Source organism: Fulvivirga sediminis (assembly GCF_016757215.1).
GTDB classification, from domain to species: domain Bacteria; phylum Bacteroidota; class Bacteroidia; order Cytophagales; family Cyclobacteriaceae; genus Fulvivirga; species Fulvivirga sediminis.
This window is the reverse complement of record NZ_JAESIY010000003.1, coordinates 56,220-75,882: the sequence shown is the minus strand read 5'-3', so window position 1 is coordinate 75,882 and position 19,663 is coordinate 56,220. Positions and strand designations below refer to the sequence as shown.

Genomic DNA, 19,663 nt, shown 5'->3' with positions numbered 1-19,663 from the left:
TCAGTTATCATTTTTGAAAATTAATATTTACCCCCAACAGGAAGGTTCTGGGCCTTGGGTAAATGTTATTATCAATACCATTAGAAATTTCAGGATCGAGACCTTCGTAATCTGTGATAACAAAAACGTTTTGAACTGTGAAGTTCAGGTTCATTCTTATTTTATCCGAAACTACTCTACCCACATCATAACCTAATGTCACATTGTCCATTCTAAAGAAAGAGGCATTTTCTATATAAAAGCTGGAAAAGTATCGAGGTTGATTAAACCCGGACCTAGTCACTTCTGGAGAAACGTTGTTTAAAAAGCCTTGAGTGCTGTAGATATTAGTATAAGTAGCATACTGAGAAGCTATATTATTATATACATAGTTCCCCAGGTTCATTCGGGCATTAAAGCCTAAAGTGAATTTTTTGTAAGAAAAGTTAGAAGAAAAGCCCATATATACCTTGGGAGCAGGGTTTTCCCTAATGATTCTGTCTTTATCATTAATCACTCCATCTTCATTCTGATCTACATAGGCTCCCTCAATAGGCTTACCTTGATTATCATATACCTGCTCATAAACAAAGAAAGAACTGGCAGGCTGCCCTTCTCTATGTATTTGGATATTATTACCCTTTGCACCTCCAATACCTCCGGTGAAATCTCCTATATAATTAGGATCATCTACTGAGATAAGCTTGGTGATTTTATTCACGTTTCGAGTCAAGTTAAAGCCAAAATCCCAACGAAAAGGTTCTTTGTTGATAACAACCGCATTTAAACCTAGCTCGAATCCCTGATTTTCAAGATTGCCCACATTGGTAAGGATCTCATTGGTAAAGTTGGTGCCTATAGGAATAGGAATTTCATTAAGTAAATCATTCGTTTTTCTAAAGTAATAGTCCAGGCTACCACTTATCCTTCCATCCAGAAAACCAAAATCAATACCTGCATTGTAGGTCACCGTTTCTTCCCATTTCAAATTAGCATCATATCCATTATACCTAATGGTATTATAGAAAGTATTACCAAATTGGTATCTCGCTAAACCGTTACTAATAGTTACGGTAGGAATAGCCGGATAAGAAGGCCCGACATTCTCCTGGCCCGTCTCTCCGTAGCCTATTCTTAGCTTAAGATCCGAAAGCACATCTACATCTTTAAGGAAAGACTCCTCTTTTATTTTCCAGGCCAAAGCTCCAGAGATAAATGTACCAAACTGATTGTCCTTAGCAAATCTTGAAGAACCATCTCTCCTTACTGTAGCTGTAAACAGATACTTATCTTTAAAAGTATAGTTCAATCGACCGTAGAAAGAAATCAAAAAATTCTCCGACTTATCTATTCTTAGCGAATCTTTTACCGTTTCATCTAAATAAGCCTTAGCAAAATTAGAGCTCTCTCTATAGAAATGTTGCCATGAGTAACCACCTAAAACTTCAATATTACTGCTAATAGAAGGTAATTCTTTCTTATACTTCATATAGTATTCTAGTAACTCATTCTTAGTTTCTCCTGTGTAAGAGCTTCTCCTTCCATCTCCTAATGTTTGATTTACATCAAAACTGGCGGTTTCCGGTATAGTTACACCTCCATCAGTATCAGATTTATCTAAGGCTACATTTACATGGGCGCTTAGTTCAGGCAAAAAGTGAAATTTGTACTCCACTTGCCCGTTCAATATATACCTATTTACATCAGCCTGGTCATTTCTTTGCTCAATTAGTGCTAATGGGTTAGAAGGTGCTAAAGCTATTCTACTTCCGTCTTCTGGTGATCTCCAGTAAAAATAACCACCATACTGTGAAGTAGGATCATAGGGAGATTGACTTGGATCAAAAGTAATTGCAGAGCCAATGGCACCTTCTTCAGCAAATCTATTTTTTGTCAGCGCTCCTTTTAAGTTCAGATTAACCTTTAGATGATCATCTAGTAAAGAGGGATCTACGCCTACAGAAACTGTGGTACGTTCAAAATTCGTAGTTTTAAGTATACCATCTTGATTAGTATAGCCTACTGAAGCTCTGTATGGCAGATTTTTAGCAGCCCCCGTAACGGATACATTATGCTCAGTACCTATGGCTGTGTCAAAAATCTCATCCTGCCAGTCAGTGTTAGCATCTCCAAGCAAGTCAAGGGCACTGGCAGGTGTTCTACCAGATTCTACACGTGACTGTACCAAAGCTCTATACTCATCACCTGAATATACATCAATGGTTTTTGGTATAGTATAGAGAGATACATTTCCTGAATAATTAATATTCATACCTCTACCTTCTCTACCTCTCTTTGTAGTAATAATAAGAACTCCATTAGATGCTCTGGCTCCATATATAGCGGTGGCAGAGGCATCTTTCAATACAGATACTGAGGCGATATCATTTGGGTTTATTAAACTCAAGGGATTTCTCACTCCAGAAATATCCTCATTAGAGAGAGGTACTCCGTCCACTACAATTAAAGGATCATTACTAGCTGTTAAAGAAGATCCGCCTCTTATTCTTATTGTAGATTGTGAACCAGGAGCACCTCCAGCGTTAGTAATCTGAACACCAGAAATCCGCCCTTTAATTAAGTCTTGCGGAGAGGCCATTACGCCTTTATTAAAATCTTTAGAACTTACCGCTGCCACCGCACCGGTAGCATCTTCTTTCTTCTGCGTTCCGTAACCTACCACTACTACTTCTGTAAGTTCAGTTACATCCGTAGACATTTTGATTTCCAGGTTGGTTCTTCCATTTACAGATACCTCCTGAGTAGCATAGCCAACATATGAGAGAATTAAGGTGGCATTTTCGCTTACCTTCAATGTGAAATTTCCACTAATATCTGTTACCGTACCATTGGCTGTGCCCTTTTCTAAGATATTAACCCCTGGAAGTTCACCTCCATCCTCATCATCTGTTACTTTTCCTGTTATAGTCTGCTGTGCGTAAGCTGACATACTGACTATAAAGGCAAAGAAATACAATAGTAGTTTTTGTTTCATAAGTGTTTGATCTGTTATATAATAATTCTAAGAATATGAAATCTACGGCTAGATCTTACGCTTTCAGATATTACAAAGGTTACTTCAAACGTTTGCATTATACTACACGTCAAGATTTTTCATTACTCATATTCTGTAAACAAGAAGTTTATCCGCTTCTAATTTCTAGAAAAAATACGCTATTAGTAGCTCATTCCAAGCCACTAAAGCATAAAAATTTACGTAAACGTATTCGCAAACGTTTGCGCCAATTTACAATTGATGCATTACTCTCATAATACTCTTATAACATACTTACTTCTAACTGATTAATAAAATTGTATTATTTTAACAGTTCAAATCCCGATTGATAACAAAAGCTACATAAAAAAGAAAAGAGCTATCTTTTAACTATATTTAAAGCCTAATAAGTCCATCTATAATATTTATGAAAGGTTCTCAGGTAACGATAAAAGACATAGCCAAACAACTAGGGGTAAGTGCATCCACTGTTTCCAGAGCACTCAAAGACCACCCTGACATCAGCCCTGAAACAAAAAAGGCCGTAACTGAATTAGCCGAAGAGTTAAATTATCAACCTAATTCAATTGCTTTAAGCTTAAGACAGAAAAAATCTAATACTATTGGTGTGATTATACCAGAGCTAGTTCATTTTTTCTTTTCTACGGTAATTAATGGTATCGAAGATGTAGCCTATGCAGCTGGCTATAGCGTAATAGTCTCTCAAAGCAATGAATCTTATGAGAGAGAAGTGATGGATACTAAGGCACTTTTCAATAATAGAGTTGATGGTATTCTGGTATCTGTATCTCGAGAAACTGAGAACTATGATCACTTTCAATCTTTGGTTAACCGTGGCATTCCTATGGTATTTTATGATAGAATCTGTAAAGCTATCAACTGTAGCCAGGTGATTATTGATGATTTTGATGCCGGATACCAAAGCACTAAACACCTCATTGATCAGGGCTATAAAAGGATCGCCCATATTTCGGGACCTTCAAGTTTAATTCTGTCTAAAGAAAGAATGGATGGGTATAAGAAAGCGCTAACGGATCATGGATTAAAAATAGATGAAACGCTGATACTTGAAGAAAAAGAGGCTAAAGATGAAAAAGTAGCCAAAGAACTTACAGAGCAACTACTTAGTCTAAGCTTACCTCCAGATGCCATCTTTGCTAATAACGACATCGCTGCTGTGGGAGCTATGTTGGTTATCAAAGAAAAAGGCCTAAAAATACCCGAGGACATCGGTGTAGTAGGCTTTAGCAACTGGCGTTTCACTTCTCTCACTGAACCCGCTCTCACTACGGTAGATCAGCCAGGTTTTAAAATGGGACAAGAGGCCGCCAAATTATTAATAAAAGAAATTGAAGCAAAAGAAGGTGAAATAGTAGAACCCGAGACTGTAGTTCTAAAAACAGATCTGATAATTAGAAAATCATCAGTAAGAAAATAAAAAAACTCACAAGGATCGTGGTTTATTTAAACCCCCGATAAGACAGGATTTGAGCTGCCCTACAATTTCGGCCTTCCACTGTTAACCTGCTATAAAAGCGAGGTCCGTAAAACGGATGAGGCCTGGCCTAGAAAGAAGGCTTCACTCGGTATTGTTTTTAATGTTAGGTTTAAAAAACATGTCGACCTTGTGAGTAATGCAAAGTTAAGGAATAGTAATGGTTTCTCAATAACACAAACCATTAGTTTATAAAAATCCTTTCACTGTATTTTTTAGATTACTGGCTAAACTTAAAACGAAGGTACTTAATGTCATGACCTTCCTCGCTAAATTTCTTCTCATACCTGGTTCGGATATCATAACATTCTTCCTTCAGATCCGAGTGATATAGATCAAAAGTATACACTAGATCTTTAATGTCATTTCGCTCTTTCAGCACCTCCAGTGTATATTCAAACAAGCCCGTATTATCTGTTTTAAAGAAAACATTTCCGTTGTGCTTCAGTATGCCTTTGTAAATATCAAGATAGCGACCGTGAGTAATCCTTCTTTTTTCATCCCTATCTCTTGGTCTCGGATCTGGAAAAGTGATCCAGATATCTGATACCTCTTGTGGCTCAAAATACTTTTCTAATTCCAAAATATGAACTCTCAAAAAACCAACATTATCAAGGCCTTCCTCTAAAGCTATCCCACTCCCTTTCCAAATTCTATCTCCTTTTAAATCTATACCTATAAAATTCTTTTCAGGAAACAATCGAGATAGACCTATGGTGTACTCTCCCCTACCACATGCCAGCTCCAGAGTTATATCATTTTCATTTTCAAAATACCGCTCATGCCAATGCCCTTTGATCTCATCAAGAATAGGTTTTCCTGGTTCTATAACATTCTTTCTTTCTGCATTAGCTGCAAAACGGGCCAATTTACCTCTTGCCATTATAAATTATCTATTTCTGCTACTACAAAGGTACTCCCTCCTATAAAAATCAGGTCATTTTTAGCTGCATTTCTTCTGGCTTCAATTATTGTGGCTCTTACCTCAGGTATTATCTGACCTATCAAGCCTTGCTTAGCCGCCTGTTGCGCTAGTTTATCTGCATCGAGAGCTCTTGGTATGTCGGCTTTACAAAAATAATAATTGGCCTCTTTAGGTAATAATTCAAGCACCTTAGAAATGTCTTTATCATTAACAGTTCCCCATACAATATGCAACTTATCATATTGCTGACGACTAAGTTGATCTACTATAAAACTTACACCTGCTTCGTTATGCCCTACATCGCAAATAATCAAAGGATCTTGGCTTAAAATCTGCCACCTGCCCTTTAAGCCGGTAAGCGCTTTCATTTGTTCTATACCTACCTTTACCTGATCATCAGAAATAGAAAAACCTTTTCTTTTTAAAGCATCAATCACAGTAAGAACCCCAGGAATATTTTTAGTTTGGTACAAGCCGGCCTGAGGCAAATGGAATTTATGAATTACTGAAACCTCACCAAGAGCCTGCACCATTACATCATCACCGTCAAAAGAAGCAGAGTAATGCTCTGTTGCCATAAAAAGAGGAGCGTTCAACAAAGCAGCTTTATCTGCAAACACCTGAGCTATTGATTCTTGCTTTTCACTTATAACCACAGGGGTTTCTTTCTTAATAATTCCGGCCTTCTCAGTCGCTATCTCTGCCAAAGTGCTTCCCAGCCATTGCTGGTGATCAAAGCTTATATTGGTTATTAAAGATGCCTCTGGCCGTATAACATTGGTGGAATCTAGCCTACCTCCCATTCCTACTTCTATTACCGCAATATCCACTTCCTGCCGGGCAAAATAATCAAAGGCCATGGCTACGGTAAACTCAAAGAAAGAAGGCTTTATTTCTGCCAATAAGGGTACAGCTCTATTCATAAAATCTAACACCTCACTTTCAGGCATTTCAACTCCATTGAGCTTTATTCTCTCAGTGAAATTTTTTAAATGAGGAGAGGTATAAAGCCCGGTTTTATAACCAGCTGTCTGTAATATGGCAGACAAATAATGCGAAGAGCTCCCTTTTCCGTTAGTGCCTGCTACGTGTATGGTTTTGAATTTCTTTTCCGGATTACCCAGAGCTGCTAATAGCTTGAGGGTATTATCAAGGTCCTTTTTATAGGCCGAAGCCCCAACCTTTTGAAACATAGGCAGCTGGACGTATAAGTAATCCAGCACCTCCTGGTATGTATTGAATGGTGTTAATAGCGATGACATATATCAATTGATAATCGATTGACAAATGTCACAAATAAAAGCAGAGTTTTAAAGCCTTACTTAGACTTAATGTTGAATGTGATAGTACCTGTTGATACTGGAGCAGTATTAGTATTATCTGCCGTTTTACTAAAAGTAAGTTTCTCTACTTCGGCCTTATAGATTTTTTCTACCGCCGGGCTCACGCTTCTTTCCAGTGTTTTTACTTGAAGAATTTCTCCGCGGTCATCTATTTTCACTTGAAAAACTATTCTTCCATTTTCATCAGACTTATCAGTAGGTTTAGGTATAAAATCCCACATCCAGCCCGTCATAGATAATGATGATCCGCCTCCATTCCACGTACTACCTACCAGAGCTCTGGAATCTAAAGAGCCTTCTTCCTTACCTTGATCACCGTCTTTATTATTACTATTACCCTGGTTAGCATCTTGAGGTGTTTTATTATCTCCGTCTTTACCATCAGCACCATTGGCTGGTTTGGTTACGGGTTTTGGGGTAGTCTCTTTTTTAGGCTCTTCCTTTTTTTCCTCTTTCTTTACCTCCGGCTTCTTAGGGGTCTCTTTTTCTACAGGCTGTACATCTGGGCTAGGCTCTGGAGTTACTGGAGTAGCACTAACCGGCTCTGCCGTTTCCGGCTCAATGGTTTCTACCGGCTCAGATTCACTCACTTCCTCCACTACCTCTTCAGCAGTTTCAGGTGTAGGCTCGGGGGCAGACTCTTCAATTTCCTCGGAGGTACTTACGGGCTGAGTAGGCTGTACATCTCCTGAGCCCACCTCGCTAGTACCAAAATTAACCATAATACCATATTCAGGAAGCGGTGGATCGGGTGCTTTCCATGCCAAAATAAACAGACAAATCAATAGCACCACTGCATGTGACAATGCCGCTACTATAAGCCCTGCTCGTTTATTTTTATTATCCTCTCCTGCTTCCATATGCTTTTTAATTTGGTCTTGTTGCGATGGACACCTTAGCCTTCAAAGCTGTGGCTATACCTGCCACTTCTACAAGATTTTTAGTTGGAACCGTTTCGTCAATATGTAAAACCACTACGCCTTCATTACCCACTAACTGTCTTTTTAGTTCCACTTCTACCATACTTTGACTTACTTTTTTATCATTGACAAAATAATCCAAGTCCTTAGTAATAGTAATAGAAACCTTTTGCATCTCCACATTAGCTGCCTTGCTTGAAGGTAAATTTACCGGCAAACCAGAAGGAGTGATAAATGATGATGTAAGCATGAAAAATATGAGCAGAAGAAATATTATATCTGTCATAGATGACATACTGAACATGGGTTCTACCTGATGTTTCGATTTAAGAGCCATAATGCTTTAGTTAACGAGGTTCTTGCAATAGGTCTATGAAATCAACGGAATTATATTCCATCTTATGCACTACCTTTTGCACTTTAGCCACAAGATAGTTATATCCCAAATAGGCTAAAATACCTACAAAAAGACCCGCGGCTGTAGTAACCATAGCTGTGTAAATACCTTCTGAGAGCAACTTAGGACTTACAGAACCTTCTTCCTGAGCAATAGCTATAAAAGCCTGAATCATACCTATTACAGTACCTAAAAACCCGAGCATAGGGGCTGATCCTGAAATAGTAGCCATCAGAGAAAGGTTCTTTTCCAGCTTAAAGAGTTCTATCTTACCTACATTTTCTATGCTCACCTCTATGTTCTTCAACGGACTACCTATTCGGGATAATCCTTTTTCAATCATACGACCAGTAGGTGAATCATATTCTTTACAGTAGATCTTGGCAGCGGTGATGTCACCTTTCTCTACCAAATCTCTAATTTTAGACATAAAGCCATCAGGGGTCTTTTCGGCTTTAGTTATGGTAAGTATTCTTTCTACAAAAATATAAACCGCCATAATAGACAATAGTAAAATCGGCACCATCATAAACCCTCCCTGAAAGAGAAGGTCTAGTACAGATACGGATTCTGGTCCTGATGCTATATTGGCGGTAGTATCAGGACTTGTAGTAATTTGTGCAAAAATCATATTAATATCTAATTACCCAAACGCCATCACCATATTCAGCTTTCAGATCATTAGCTTCATTTTGAGCTTCTGTCCAGTCGTTTTTGCTTTCGATAGCTATACGGTGAAATTTACTTTTCCCGAAAGGCTCAATTATAGTGGCGTTCAGACCTTGTTTACTTAATTTTTTAGCATGATCCATTGCCAAATCGCCATCTAAGGCACTGGCAATTACCACATAATAACGTCCTGTTCTTGATGAAATTGTCTCTATAGTTCCAATTTTAGGTTTAGCATCTTCTGCGGCCTTTGCTGCTGCGGCTTCTCTTTCAGCCTGCTCTTGAGCTAACCTTTCCTTTTCAGCTTTTTCCTGCTCTGCCTTAGCATTAATGGCTTGCTGAGCTTGTTGGTGAGCTATTCTTGCCTCTTCAGCCTCTTTCTGTGGTTGATAAAACATGAAGTACCAAACAGCAATTGCGGCCACTAAAACTACTGCCAACACACCTAATATTTTAGGCACTACAGAACTCTCCTGGTGTGGTGGAGTATAACTACCGGGTTCGTAAGCACTCTCCTCTTCTTTCTCCCAAGACTCTTCCTCGTTGGCCTCTGGCTCGTAATACACTGTTTCTTTCTCTTCAATGTATTCGCTCTCCTCTTGATAAGTATTTGTCTCTTCTTCTTGAAACTCTTCTTCTCCCTGAAGTGCCTTTCCTTCCTGAAACTCTTCTTCTTCCTGATAAGGATCATCTTCTTTTGACCTATCGAGGGGTTCAAACTCTACATCGGGCAAACCAAAGTTATCATCAGCGTCATTTATATTATCATTTTCCTGATGCAATTCATCATTCTCGTCTATTTCATCTTTTTTCTTCTTTGCCATTGGTTGAATCTTTAAGTTTGCTCTCTATTAAAAAATACGCACAAAAATAGTTGAATTTTTGACTGTGACAAATTACACCTTAAGGGTTACAATATATAATTTTTCAATAATTGTAACCTTTTACTGTGAAATTGCTCATAATTCACGCTAAATATATCAAAACTTAATCTTTTATCTACAATAAGAACTTAATCTCAAAGAGTTATATCTATTCTTATTCATTTTAATTAATCTGCGTAATAGAATTTATTTTATGCTTTTCACCTCTTATTACTAAGAGGCCTTTTTCTTTAAGGTCTGTGTCTTTTTTAAAAATTATAGGTTAATCCTGCCATGAATTGCAAAGATCTTGCCGGATAATTATAATATAGCTCGTATTCCTTACCAAATATGTTATTAAACTGAAGGAATACTGAAACCTGATCAGAAACCAAATACTCCGTTTTAAGATTAAAATCCAGAGCGGGGCTAAGGTTTACGGCATCGCCATTGGTTTTTCTTCCCTTAATACCTCCGAAAGCATATAGCTCCGCATTAAACAAGAATTTGTCGTACAAATTATAGGTGGCTAGCGTAGAAAGCTTGTAGTTAGGTTTATGCCATGCTTCTTCTATACCATCGGTTCCATATCCCCAATAATCAGCTCTAACAGCTACTCTTAGTTTCTCTGACGAATTAATGCCTATCTGACCAAAAATATTAACCACTGCTGTGTTTCCTTCATCATACAGAATATCAAATTTAGATTGGTCTGTAGAATCATTTACAAAGAAGTACATATTCTTGTAGTTGGCTATACTTAAACCTGCCTCAAAGGCTATGGCTGTACCCAGCTTTCCTTTAAACCCTCCGAACAAGTCGAAATCTTTATTGGAATGATAGATGGGAACATTAGCATTCAGATATGGATTCATTTGCGACATAGAGCGAAGTGTATTTTTCTCCATATCTCCTCTTATACCAGCATATACAATTATATCATCAGTGAAAGGATAGCTGGCTTTGGCCATGGGATAAAAATGCATGGTGTTTCCATCTCCCAGGCTATCGTTTTCATAGGCCAGATTAAAACCAGCTTCTATTTTAAAACCTTCCAGGTTAAAGCCAACCGTAGGGTTAAACTTCACCAATGTGCGGCTTTGTTTATCTATGAACTCATCTTTACGGCCAGAAGATGATAAAGAAGCTCCTAGCTTAATGAAAGTCTCATCACTTAAATCGTATTTACTTTTTAGAAAAAGTTGACCTTCGGTTTCTACTGCATCGTAGTTATCGCCCAACCTATCGAAACGACCGCCAAAGGTGTAATGAAAAGGCGATTTCTCATTAGCGCTTTCTACCTGCGCCTGAAGGTAAAAATCATTAAAATGCTGATCAAGCGTATCTGTATCTAGTTCTATCCCATCAGGATAACCGTAGAAATGATATTTTCTCCTATCGAAACCAGCTTCTCCGCTAAAAGTGGCATTTTTAGTGAAATATTTACCAAAAACATCCATATCCAACTTGCCTGAGCCTGAATTATCTCCGTCAACCGGTCCTTTTTTGGAGTTCAGATAGTTGAAATGTGCTCCGTAACTATATTGCTTGCTTCGCTTATTATTAAAATAACCTTCTAAGTAAGGCGTAACATAATTACCAAAGCCAGCCTTTACATAATTACCATAGAGCTTGTTTAATCGCTCCGACTTAATGCGTAACGGACGCATTTTCACATCTACATCTGGCAATGAAAAATTGATATTGTTAAAAAAGTACTCCAGATTAGCAGGCTGCTCGGGGCTACTCACTGGCGGTATTTTTTCAAAGTTTCGGTTAGCCGCAGGCAGGGTGATTTGTAAATCTTTTACGATTTCAATTTCTACATCTTCGATCTCGCCATCTTCTTCTCCCCAGCCATCCTGAGCAAACACTGATGCTACAGGACATAAAAACAGAATAACGTATATAAGAATCTTATTCATTTGATCTTGCTCTACTTTAGCTTTTGAATTCCTTTTTTTACTGATTGTCAACATCTTTCATATCAATAGTAAGACTATCTGCTTGCTCTGTGGATTTTGATTTTTCCTCAGCATCTAACTCTTTTACTTTCTTCAGTTTTTCACGTGCCTGATCTTTAACACTTTCTAATGGAAAGTTATCTATGATAGAATTTAAAGTACCCTTAGCCTGGAAATAATCTTTCAGCGCTATATAATTATCGGCTAACAGTAAGAAAGACTTACCCACCCAAACCTGATATGCTGTAAAATTCTGGTTAAGATCTATTAGTGATTCTATAGATTGCTGATAGTTTTTAGTCTCATAAAAGATTTTAGCTAAGAGGTATTGGGCCTCTGCTCCATTACCATCTTTAGCAGTGTTGAGAGTATTGATAAACTCATCTTTAGCCGTTTCTATGTCTCCTTTAGCATAAGCAGCTTTACCAAGGTATAAAGAGGCTTTATTTTGAGAGCTGATATTTACATTGCCTCGCTCCAAAATAACGTTAGCATAGTGCCTGGTAGAATCGTATTCCCCCATGTTATAGTAAGACTCCATGAGTCCGGCCCAGCCGTAATACTGTTCCTTTTTAGTGTTGGCTGTAGCCACCAGTTTATAGTAGAAATAAACAGCATTTTCATACCTGCCACTCTTGTATTCTATCTCCGCAACACGGTCTACTACCCTGCTCATCTGATTAAATTCACCATCAGAAAGTAGCTTATTATATACCTGCAAGGCCGTTTCGTAATCATTAAGTCTGTAGTAAGACTCAGCGATATAGTATTTGGCCTCCACTGCATTGGCATTATCAGGATAATTTTTTACATATTCGCTAAAAAGCTCAATGGCTCTTTTATACCCCTGATTAAAATACTGGTTTCTGGCTGTTTCATATTCTACATTTTCAAGCCCTTTGGTTTCAGGATTGGCTCTCTTGTAAAGTGCCAGGTACTTATCAAATTCGCTGGCCCTACTCTGCATATTGAGTACATCTTGCAAAGGAAGCAGCACTTCCTTTGCCACTGAATGAGACACATATTTCTCTAAAATAGTCTCATAATCATCTATCGACTTATCATATTCTTGCAAGTTATAGTTAGATGAAGCTCTTCTCATATAAGCATAAGGTACCAATGGACTTGAAGGCTTCTTTGCTATTAGGTTAGTGAAATCCTGCACGGCCTCTTTGTACTGTCCTTTCTGAAAACTCAGCTGTCCTTTTTCAAACATAGCATCATCATAATACCTAGACTGTGGGTAGTTCTTAATCACATAATCATACTCCTCTTTGGCTCCTTCTACATTATCCATAAGGCCCATCACTATACCTGCCTGTAAGTGCGCATAGTCATTATCTGCCTTATTATAACGCACCGCCCGCTGATAGTAAGTAAGAGCATCTTTATAGCGCTTGGATACATAATAACAATCTGCTACACGAAGCAAGGCATCATCATAATACTGTTTATCAGTGCTATTTTCCAGCACATTTACATAAGCGCTAAATTGCTGTAAGGCCTCGTTATATTTCTTAGTATTATAATAAGCATAGCCTAATCCGTAGCGAGCTTTCAATCCGTACTGAGAGTTCTTCCCATAGCTATCATTAATAATGGCTCTGTAATAAGGTATAGCTTCTTCATATTTTTGACCTACAGAATAGGCCTCAGCCATCCAAAGGTTAGCCTGTGCTTTAAACTCCTGATTAAGCGGATACCTTAACGACTTCTCAAAATAACTTACCGCCTGTGGATAATCTCCCTGATTAAACAGCTCCGCCCCTTTAAAAAAGGTAGCCTTTTGATATACCTTTTTCAATGACTCATTCATGAAATTCATTTTTTCAATATGGTCAATGGCAAGGTTGTAATTATTAGAGTTAAGATAAGAAGCTGACAACAAATCGTTTACCTCATCATAATGCTTACTATTAGGGTACGTTTGTATAAAATCTTCAAAGGCATGAATAGCCTCCTCTGATCGTTCAAGGTCATAATTAACCTTTCCGTACTGATAGGCTCCCTCCTCTCTAAGCTGTTTGTTAATCTGATTTTTACGAGTATTGTCAAAAGCAGTAAGCGCATAGAGCTTATTACCTTCTTTTAAGTATAAAATCCCTAAATAGTAAGATGAATAAATACCAATGCTATCCTTTTCTGAGGCTGATTGCTTTAAGTTAGTAATAGCCACTTCATTGTTCCCTAATCTATAATTAGCATACCCTATCCTATATCTCACATCTATTGGCGGATTTCTGAGCTTATCAGTATACTTATCATAAAACTCTGAGGCCTTATCATATTTTTCGAGGTTAAAATAAGCATCAGCTGTTAGCAAATAGAAGTCCGTTTGTGAAACGTTACTACTAGCCAGCACCTTGCTACTATATTGAATAAGCTCTTCATATTTTTTTTGCTTATAATACACCTTGGCAATCATACCAGGCACTACGGCTTTATAAGAATCATTCTTTTCTGCTCTTCTTAAATCTGTAACGGCTTCGTTATAGTCTCCTTTTTCATATTCTACAAACCCTGCATAATAGCTGGAGGCTGCAGAATAAGGGTTATCACCATTTTTAATGGCGTTAAAGTAGCGAAGTGCATCATCAAACTCCTGTCTGGCAAAGTGAGAATACCCTAATTTAAAGCGTGTCTCGTCACGCTCTTTTAATGATAGATCTGACAGTTTCACCTTAGACAGGTATTCAATAGCCTTTTTATGACTCCCCTGGCTAAAATAAAAATTACCTAAATCATAATAGGCCGATGACGCTCTCGGATTATGTTCATTCTCTTGAATAAAATCAGAAATAAGCTTTTCTCCATCAGGGTTGTAGAGGTTTAAAGCGCAAAAAGCAATGTAGTATTCTGCATTGGCTTTTTTAATATCATTATCTGACTGCTCAATGTATTCTTCAAAAACCTCTCTGGCCGCCGTATAGTTAGACTTATCTAAAAGCTCCAAGCCTTTTCTATAAAGAGCGTTTTCTTCTTTTTGGTATAAAGAATTTTGCGCCTGCCCAGAAAATGATAGCAATAGCAGCAAAATTAAACCGAAACTGTATTTATATAGCATATATGTTCTATAGAATCTGTAACTCTGACTTAATTAACGAATAGAAAAGAAAAAGTTATTTACACCCTTAATATTTTTAGATAAAAAGGGTTAAACATTACATCAGTGTAAAAGTTTAAATACCAATTCTTTTAAGAGCTGCCCATCAGAAGCAGAAGCATTACCTACTCCTTTTGATTTTAAATCGGCATCTTTTATATAGTGAATATTGTTGATGACTTGCACTGGCGAATAATTTCTGGCGGCTAGCAAATAGTCTTTCACAAAATACGGGTTCACCTTGAGCACAGAGGCCAAGTGCCGCTCAGACCTGTCTTTAGAGCCCACCACCATGAGCAACTTACTGTAGAAAGAAAAAAGCACCGCTATAATAGGTATAATAGGATTTTTCTTATCATTAGCCTCAAAGTAGTTGATAATCTGATTGGCCTTTACCACATCTTTAGCGATCAATGCCTTTTGTAGTTCGAATACATTATAATCTTTACTAATGCCTACATACTTCTGCACTATACTTTCATTAATCTCTACCTTCTCTTTATAGTTGATAAGGATTTTATCTACCTCATTAGCTAACCTTTCCAGATCAGTACCTATAGAGTCCGAGAGCATTTGTATAGCCTTGGGCGTAGCACTAAAGCCTTTAGATTTCAGATATTTTTCTACCCAGGCAGGCACCTGGTTATCGTATAGCTTTTTGGTAGTGAGGGCTACAGCATGTTTTTCTATGAGTTTGCCCAGACTTTTCCTCTTATCGAGTGCTTTATTCTTATGGGCAAACACCAAAATAGTAGACCCCACCGGATTTTTGATGTAATCTATTAGCAGTTTTTGTCCAGATTCTTTATTAATATCTGATATATTCTGAGCCTCTTTCACTATTACCACCTGGCGCTCGGCCATCATAGGGAAGCGGCGCGCGTTAGTGAGCACTTCGTTCATCTGCACATCTCGCCCATAAAGAATAATCTGGTTGAACCCCTTCTCCGTATCGGTTAGCACATTATCTTCTATATAATCTGTAAGCAGGTCTATATAATAAGTCTCCTCACCCTGAAAGAAATAAACAGGTGAATATTTTTTATTCTTAAGGTCTGAAAGGATGCCTTCAGCTGTTAATGCCATGCGGGTATATTTATTATTTTCGACAAAAATAGTATAATCAAAATAAACCGCTAAATGCTAAAGATGTGTTTCTGATATTCCACAATAATTTTATTTATTTCAACAACTTTTAAATCAACCTCATGTCAGATTTATTATAAAATAATTATAACATCTGGTACGGTTTATGCGTACTTTTGGTGAATCAATTTTTAACTAAAACAAAGTATATGAAAAAGAGACTTTATCAACTACTATTTTTTGCGTGCATGGGCTCGTCTGTAATGATGACAAGCTGTGACGACAACGATGAAATTACTCCTGTAGACCCTATTGATGCAGAAACTATATTGGTAGAAGCTGAAGAAGGCGGTGGAGATGTAGATAAATCTGCAGAGGTTAGTGCTACTGCTGCTGACCAAAAAGTAAGAGTTCATTTTACCTCTACAGATGGTAATATGAGAAGATTGTACATTCTTAGCAATGTAAATGGACAAGGTGACGAACCTTTCGAGCTTAAAAAGTATATTGAAGATTTAAATACAAAAGGTGATGGATCAATAGATGTTACAGGTAAGGAAAGTAACGAATTTACATACGAGTTCACTTTACCTGTACCTCCTAGCGGAACGGGTACTGTAGTTTACACTTTCTGGGCTACTAGCGGACGCGGTGACTATAGAGATATAGATCAAAGAAAAGTAGTAGGACCTGCTAAATTAACGCTTAATTATGGGGGAACTAATTCTCAGGCTCAATTAAAAGAGTATTCTACAACAATACTAGCCGCTCCATTAGACGATGGTACATCAGAAACTTTTATGTCAGTATTTGATGGAAAAAAATATGCATTAAAGGATACTGAATATACTGCCTTCTGGGATTTCGGCTATTACTATGGTAAAACTGGGCTCTCAAGTTTGGCGTCTACGTCATCTTATCCTGCATTATTCGATCATGATGATAATCCTGAAACCGCACTTGTAGCAATTTCAACACTTACTGGAGTTGATCAAACAGAATTGAATCGCTTCTATTTTGCAGATGCAAATAGCGTTGATTTTGATTCGCCTTCTGTTTCTTCGGACCTAAATAACTTAAATGTTTCCACGTCAAGCCCTCAAACGATAAATGAATTATCTGTCAATGATGTAATAGCATTTGTTGATGACTATGGTCATAAAGGACTGATTAAAGTTAAATCTATAGAAGGTACTTACTCTGGTAAAATCACAATCGCTGTAAAAGTTCAGCCTTAATCCGCTGATTTAAAATCATAAAAAAAGCAGCTTCTTTATTGAAGCTGCTTTTTTTATACCTTTACTTTTTTATATTGCCTTGCGGTAAAAAAGCCTACCACAGCCCCTGCCAGGTGAGACTCCCAGGATATATAGTTATTTAATGGCAGCACACCATAAAATATAGATCCATATAGCACCAGCACTATAAGTGATATAAAAAGAGATTTAAAATCCTTTCTAAAAAAACCGTAAAAGATCAGAAAAGAAGCCAGTCCGTACACCAGTCCGCTGGCTCCTATATGATTTGCTGGTCTGGCAAAAATCCAAACCAGTATGTTAGTAAAGAAATAGCATCTCAAAAACACTTTGTTAGCAATACGATGGTAGGAGTAAAAAAGCACCATACCTAAAAACAACATAGGAAAGGTGTTTGATAAAATGTGTACTATACCACCGTGCAGTAGCGGAGCGGAGAATATACCTATCAACCCCATCATAGTGCGGGGTTGAAGACCAAAATTACTCAGCGGAACCCCCAACATAAACTCCACAGAAAACACCAGCCACATAAAAAACACAAAGCGGATGGGAACTACGGCGCTGCCTATCAGCGTTCTATCTCCTGCCATAGATTAATATTGCGATGGATCCTTGATCATAGGCAGCTTTATAAGCTTAGACTCTTCATACCCCACAGCCATATACCCTAAAATACCACCAGATGATTCGGCTATCTTCTTGGCCATATCTTTGATACTTTCATAAAACTCTAGCGCAAACTTTCTCTCTAGCTTAGGTAAAATATTATTGATTTTTTCTAACTCACTAATGATTTCTTTATTTCTATCCTCAGCTTTTTCCGGGTATTGATGGATTAACTTCTGCACCTTCTCTTCAAAATCGCTGCCTACCACGTTGTAATACTCCTCCAATTCTTCCCTGGCATGTATCTTTTTTAATTTAGAAAGACTAACCGCTTCATTTAGCTCAGCTTTATCTATCTCCTCATCAGCGCCTGCTATCAATATAGATACTAACAATGGCGCCTTGTACATCAACTCTGCTTCTTCTGAGTTTAAATTTTTAAATTCTTCAATCATTTTTTTAGCTCAATAATTTTTAAATTTTCAATAAGGTTCTATCTATTAATGCTTTTAATAGAGGTATGGTTAATCATTTACTCCATAACTTGGGGCCAAAGTAAGTCTTTTGATTAAATTCTGTGATAAACTCGTGAATTTTTATGATCATTTTTTTTATATTCCTAAATAACATTTTTCTTTACTTTTATATTGGCAAACCAACTATAACCAACTCATATGTACGAACAGGAACCGGTGAAAATATTTGTAGTAGAAGATGATCCTGCTTATACTAAATTTTTACAATATGTTCTGGGCTTAAATCCTGACTTTGAAGTAACCAGTTTTTCTACAGGTAAAGAATGTCTTGATAACTTATATCAGAAACCAGCCATTGTGACCCTGGATTACTCCTTACCTGACATGCCTGGAGAAAAGGTATTACAAGAAGTGAAATCATATGACACTAGCATACAGGTAGTTATTATTAGTGCCCAGGAAAAAATAGGGACAGCGGTAGAACTACTCAAACTGGGGGCCTACGATTACATTACTAAAGATGAAGACACCAAAAATCGTCTACTGAACACCATAAATAATGCCAGGCAAAACATATCTTTAATCAAAGAGATAGATCATCTCAAACAGGAGATCTCCGAGAAATATGAGTTCGATAAAAGCATAATAGGCAACAGCAGCGCCCTAAAAAAGGTGTTTTCTTTATTAGAAAAGGCCGTTAAAACCAATATTACAGTATCTATTACGGGAGAAACAGGAACAGGTAAAGAGCTAGTAGCAAAAGCCATACACTATAACTCTACCCGCAAGAAAAAGCAATTTGTGGCAGTAAACATAGCGGCTATCCCTTCTGAGCTAATGGAAAGCGAACTGTTTGGGCATGAAAAAGGAGCCTTTACAGGAGCCAACACACGCAGAATAGGCAAATTTGAAGAGGCCGAGGGAGGCACCATTTTTCTCGATGAGATTGGTGAAATGGATTTAAATCTTCAGGCTAAGTTACTGCGTGTAATCCAGGAGCGTGAAGTAACCAGAATTGGGGGTAATGACGTTATAAAACTAGATATAAGGCTCATAGTAGCCACGCACAGAGATCTGGCTGAAGAAGTTAAAAAAGGTAATTTCAGAGAAGACCTTTACTATAGATTATTAGGGTTGCCTGTGCATTTACCTCCGTTAAGAGATCGTGGTAAAGATGTAATTGTACTTGCTAAGTATTTCTTACAGAGCTTTAGTAAAGACAATGGCCTTCCATCATTAAAACTATCATCAGAAGCTCAGGATAAGCTATTAAACTACCCCTTCCCGGGTAATGTGCGTGAGCTGAGGTCTATCATAGAGCTGGCAGCTGTAATGGCTAACGAGCAGGAAGTATCTGCTGAAGATATCAATTTCAATAGCGTATCTAAAGAAACCAACTTCCTTTTTGAAGAAATGAGCCTGAAAGACTATACTTTTAAAATCATAAGGTACTACCTTGATAAATACGACAATAATGTACTACAGGTAGCAGCTAAACTAGACATTGGCAAATCCACGATATACAGATACTTAAAAGAAATGGAGGAAGAGGCACTTTAACC

At 37.6% G+C, this 19,663-nt stretch carries 15 protein-coding genes; 3 read left to right on the top strand and 12 right to left on the bottom strand.

The genetic code is table 11. The features are described from left to right. Positions 1-7: 7 nt before the first annotated feature. Positions 8-2,974 carry a SusC/RagA family TonB-linked outer membrane protein gene (locus JL102_RS06190; protein ID WP_202243395.1) on the bottom strand — a complete coding sequence of 989 codons (2,967 nt, stop codon included), beginning with the start codon at positions 2,972-2,974 and terminating at the stop codon, positions 8-10. A gap of 427 nt (positions 2,975-3,401) precedes the next feature. Here JL102_RS06190 and JL102_RS06185 point away from each other — a divergent pair, with 427 nt between their 5' ends. Continuing rightward, entirely contained in the window at positions 3,402-4,433 is a 1,032-nt protein-coding gene (locus JL102_RS06185) for a LacI family DNA-binding transcriptional regulator (RefSeq protein ID WP_202243394.1), read from the top strand. A gap of 277 nt (positions 4,434-4,710) precedes the next feature. Here the strand turns inward: JL102_RS06185 and trmB are convergent, their stop codons facing one another. From trmB to holA, 9 genes are all read right to left on the bottom strand, one after another. Continuing rightward, positions 4,711-5,373, bottom strand: a complete 663-nt coding sequence (gene trmB, locus JL102_RS06180; protein ID WP_202243393.1) for a tRNA (guanosine(46)-N7)-methyltransferase TrmB — start codon at positions 5,371-5,373, stop codon at positions 4,711-4,713. Then, positions 5,373-6,677, bottom strand: coding sequence for a bifunctional folylpolyglutamate synthase/dihydrofolate synthase (locus JL102_RS06175; RefSeq protein WP_202243392.1), 1,305 nt, complete (start codon positions 6,675-6,677; stop codon positions 5,373-5,375). Before JL102_RS06175 ends, trmB begins: the two co-directional genes overlap by 1 nt. A gap of 56 nt (positions 6,678-6,733) precedes the next feature. Next, positions 6,734-7,618, bottom strand: coding sequence for a hypothetical protein (locus JL102_RS06170; RefSeq protein WP_202243391.1), 885 nt, complete (start codon positions 7,616-7,618; stop codon positions 6,734-6,736). A gap of 7 nt (positions 7,619-7,625) precedes the next feature. Then, on the bottom strand, positions 7,626-8,015 hold the full coding sequence (locus JL102_RS06165) for an ExbD/TolR family protein (protein ID WP_202243390.1): 390 nt from the start codon (positions 8,013-8,015) through the stop codon (positions 7,626-7,628). A 10-nt stretch (positions 8,016-8,025) separates the two neighbouring features. Beyond that, positions 8,026-8,706, bottom strand: coding sequence for a MotA/TolQ/ExbB proton channel family protein (locus JL102_RS06160; RefSeq protein ID WP_202243389.1), 681 nt, complete (start codon positions 8,704-8,706; stop codon positions 8,026-8,028). Between the two features lies 1 nt (position 8,707). Continuing rightward, positions 8,708-9,568 (bottom strand): SPOR domain-containing protein, encoded by an 861-nt coding sequence (locus JL102_RS06155; RefSeq protein WP_202243388.1) that lies wholly within the window; start codon positions 9,566-9,568, stop codon positions 8,708-8,710. Positions 9,569-9,876: 308 nt separating this feature from the next. Next, complete coding sequence (locus JL102_RS06150; protein WP_202243387.1) at positions 9,877-11,532, bottom strand: TonB-dependent receptor; 1,656 nt, start codon at positions 11,530-11,532, stop codon at positions 9,877-9,879. Positions 11,533-11,569: 37 nt separating this feature from the next. Continuing rightward, entirely contained in the window at positions 11,570-14,596 is a 3,027-nt protein-coding gene (locus JL102_RS06145) for a tetratricopeptide repeat protein (protein WP_202243386.1), read from the bottom strand. 141 nt (positions 14,597-14,737) lie between these two features. Next, positions 14,738-15,760: a DNA polymerase III subunit delta gene (gene holA, locus JL102_RS06140; RefSeq protein ID WP_202243385.1), complete on the bottom strand. Its 1,023-nt coding sequence runs from the start codon at positions 15,758-15,760 to the stop codon at positions 14,738-14,740. Positions 15,761-15,969: 209 nt separating this feature from the next. Between holA and JL102_RS06135 the strand changes: the two genes are divergently transcribed. Then, complete coding sequence (locus tag JL102_RS06135) at positions 15,970-16,998, top strand: hypothetical protein (protein ID WP_202243384.1); 1,029 nt, start codon at positions 15,970-15,972, stop codon at positions 16,996-16,998. 53 nt (positions 16,999-17,051) lie between these two features. Here the strand turns inward: JL102_RS06135 and JL102_RS06130 are convergent, their stop codons facing one another. Together JL102_RS06130 and JL102_RS06125 are read right to left on the bottom strand one after the other, a co-directional pair. After that, entirely contained in the window at positions 17,052-17,609 is a 558-nt protein-coding gene (locus tag JL102_RS06130) for a rhomboid family intramembrane serine protease (RefSeq protein WP_237390442.1), read from the bottom strand. Positions 17,610-17,612: 3 nt separating this feature from the next. Then, positions 17,613-18,080, bottom strand: a complete 468-nt coding sequence (locus JL102_RS06125; RefSeq protein ID WP_202243383.1) for a hypothetical protein — start codon at positions 18,078-18,080, stop codon at positions 17,613-17,615. Positions 18,081-18,299: 219 nt separating this feature from the next. Between JL102_RS06125 and JL102_RS06120 the strand changes: the two genes are divergently transcribed. Continuing rightward, the gene (locus JL102_RS06120; RefSeq protein ID WP_202243382.1) at positions 18,300-19,661 is read left to right on the top strand and encodes a sigma-54-dependent transcriptional regulator; all 1,362 of its coding nucleotides are present in this window, start codon (positions 18,300-18,302) and stop codon (positions 19,659-19,661) included. Positions 19,662-19,663 lie beyond the last annotated feature (2 nt).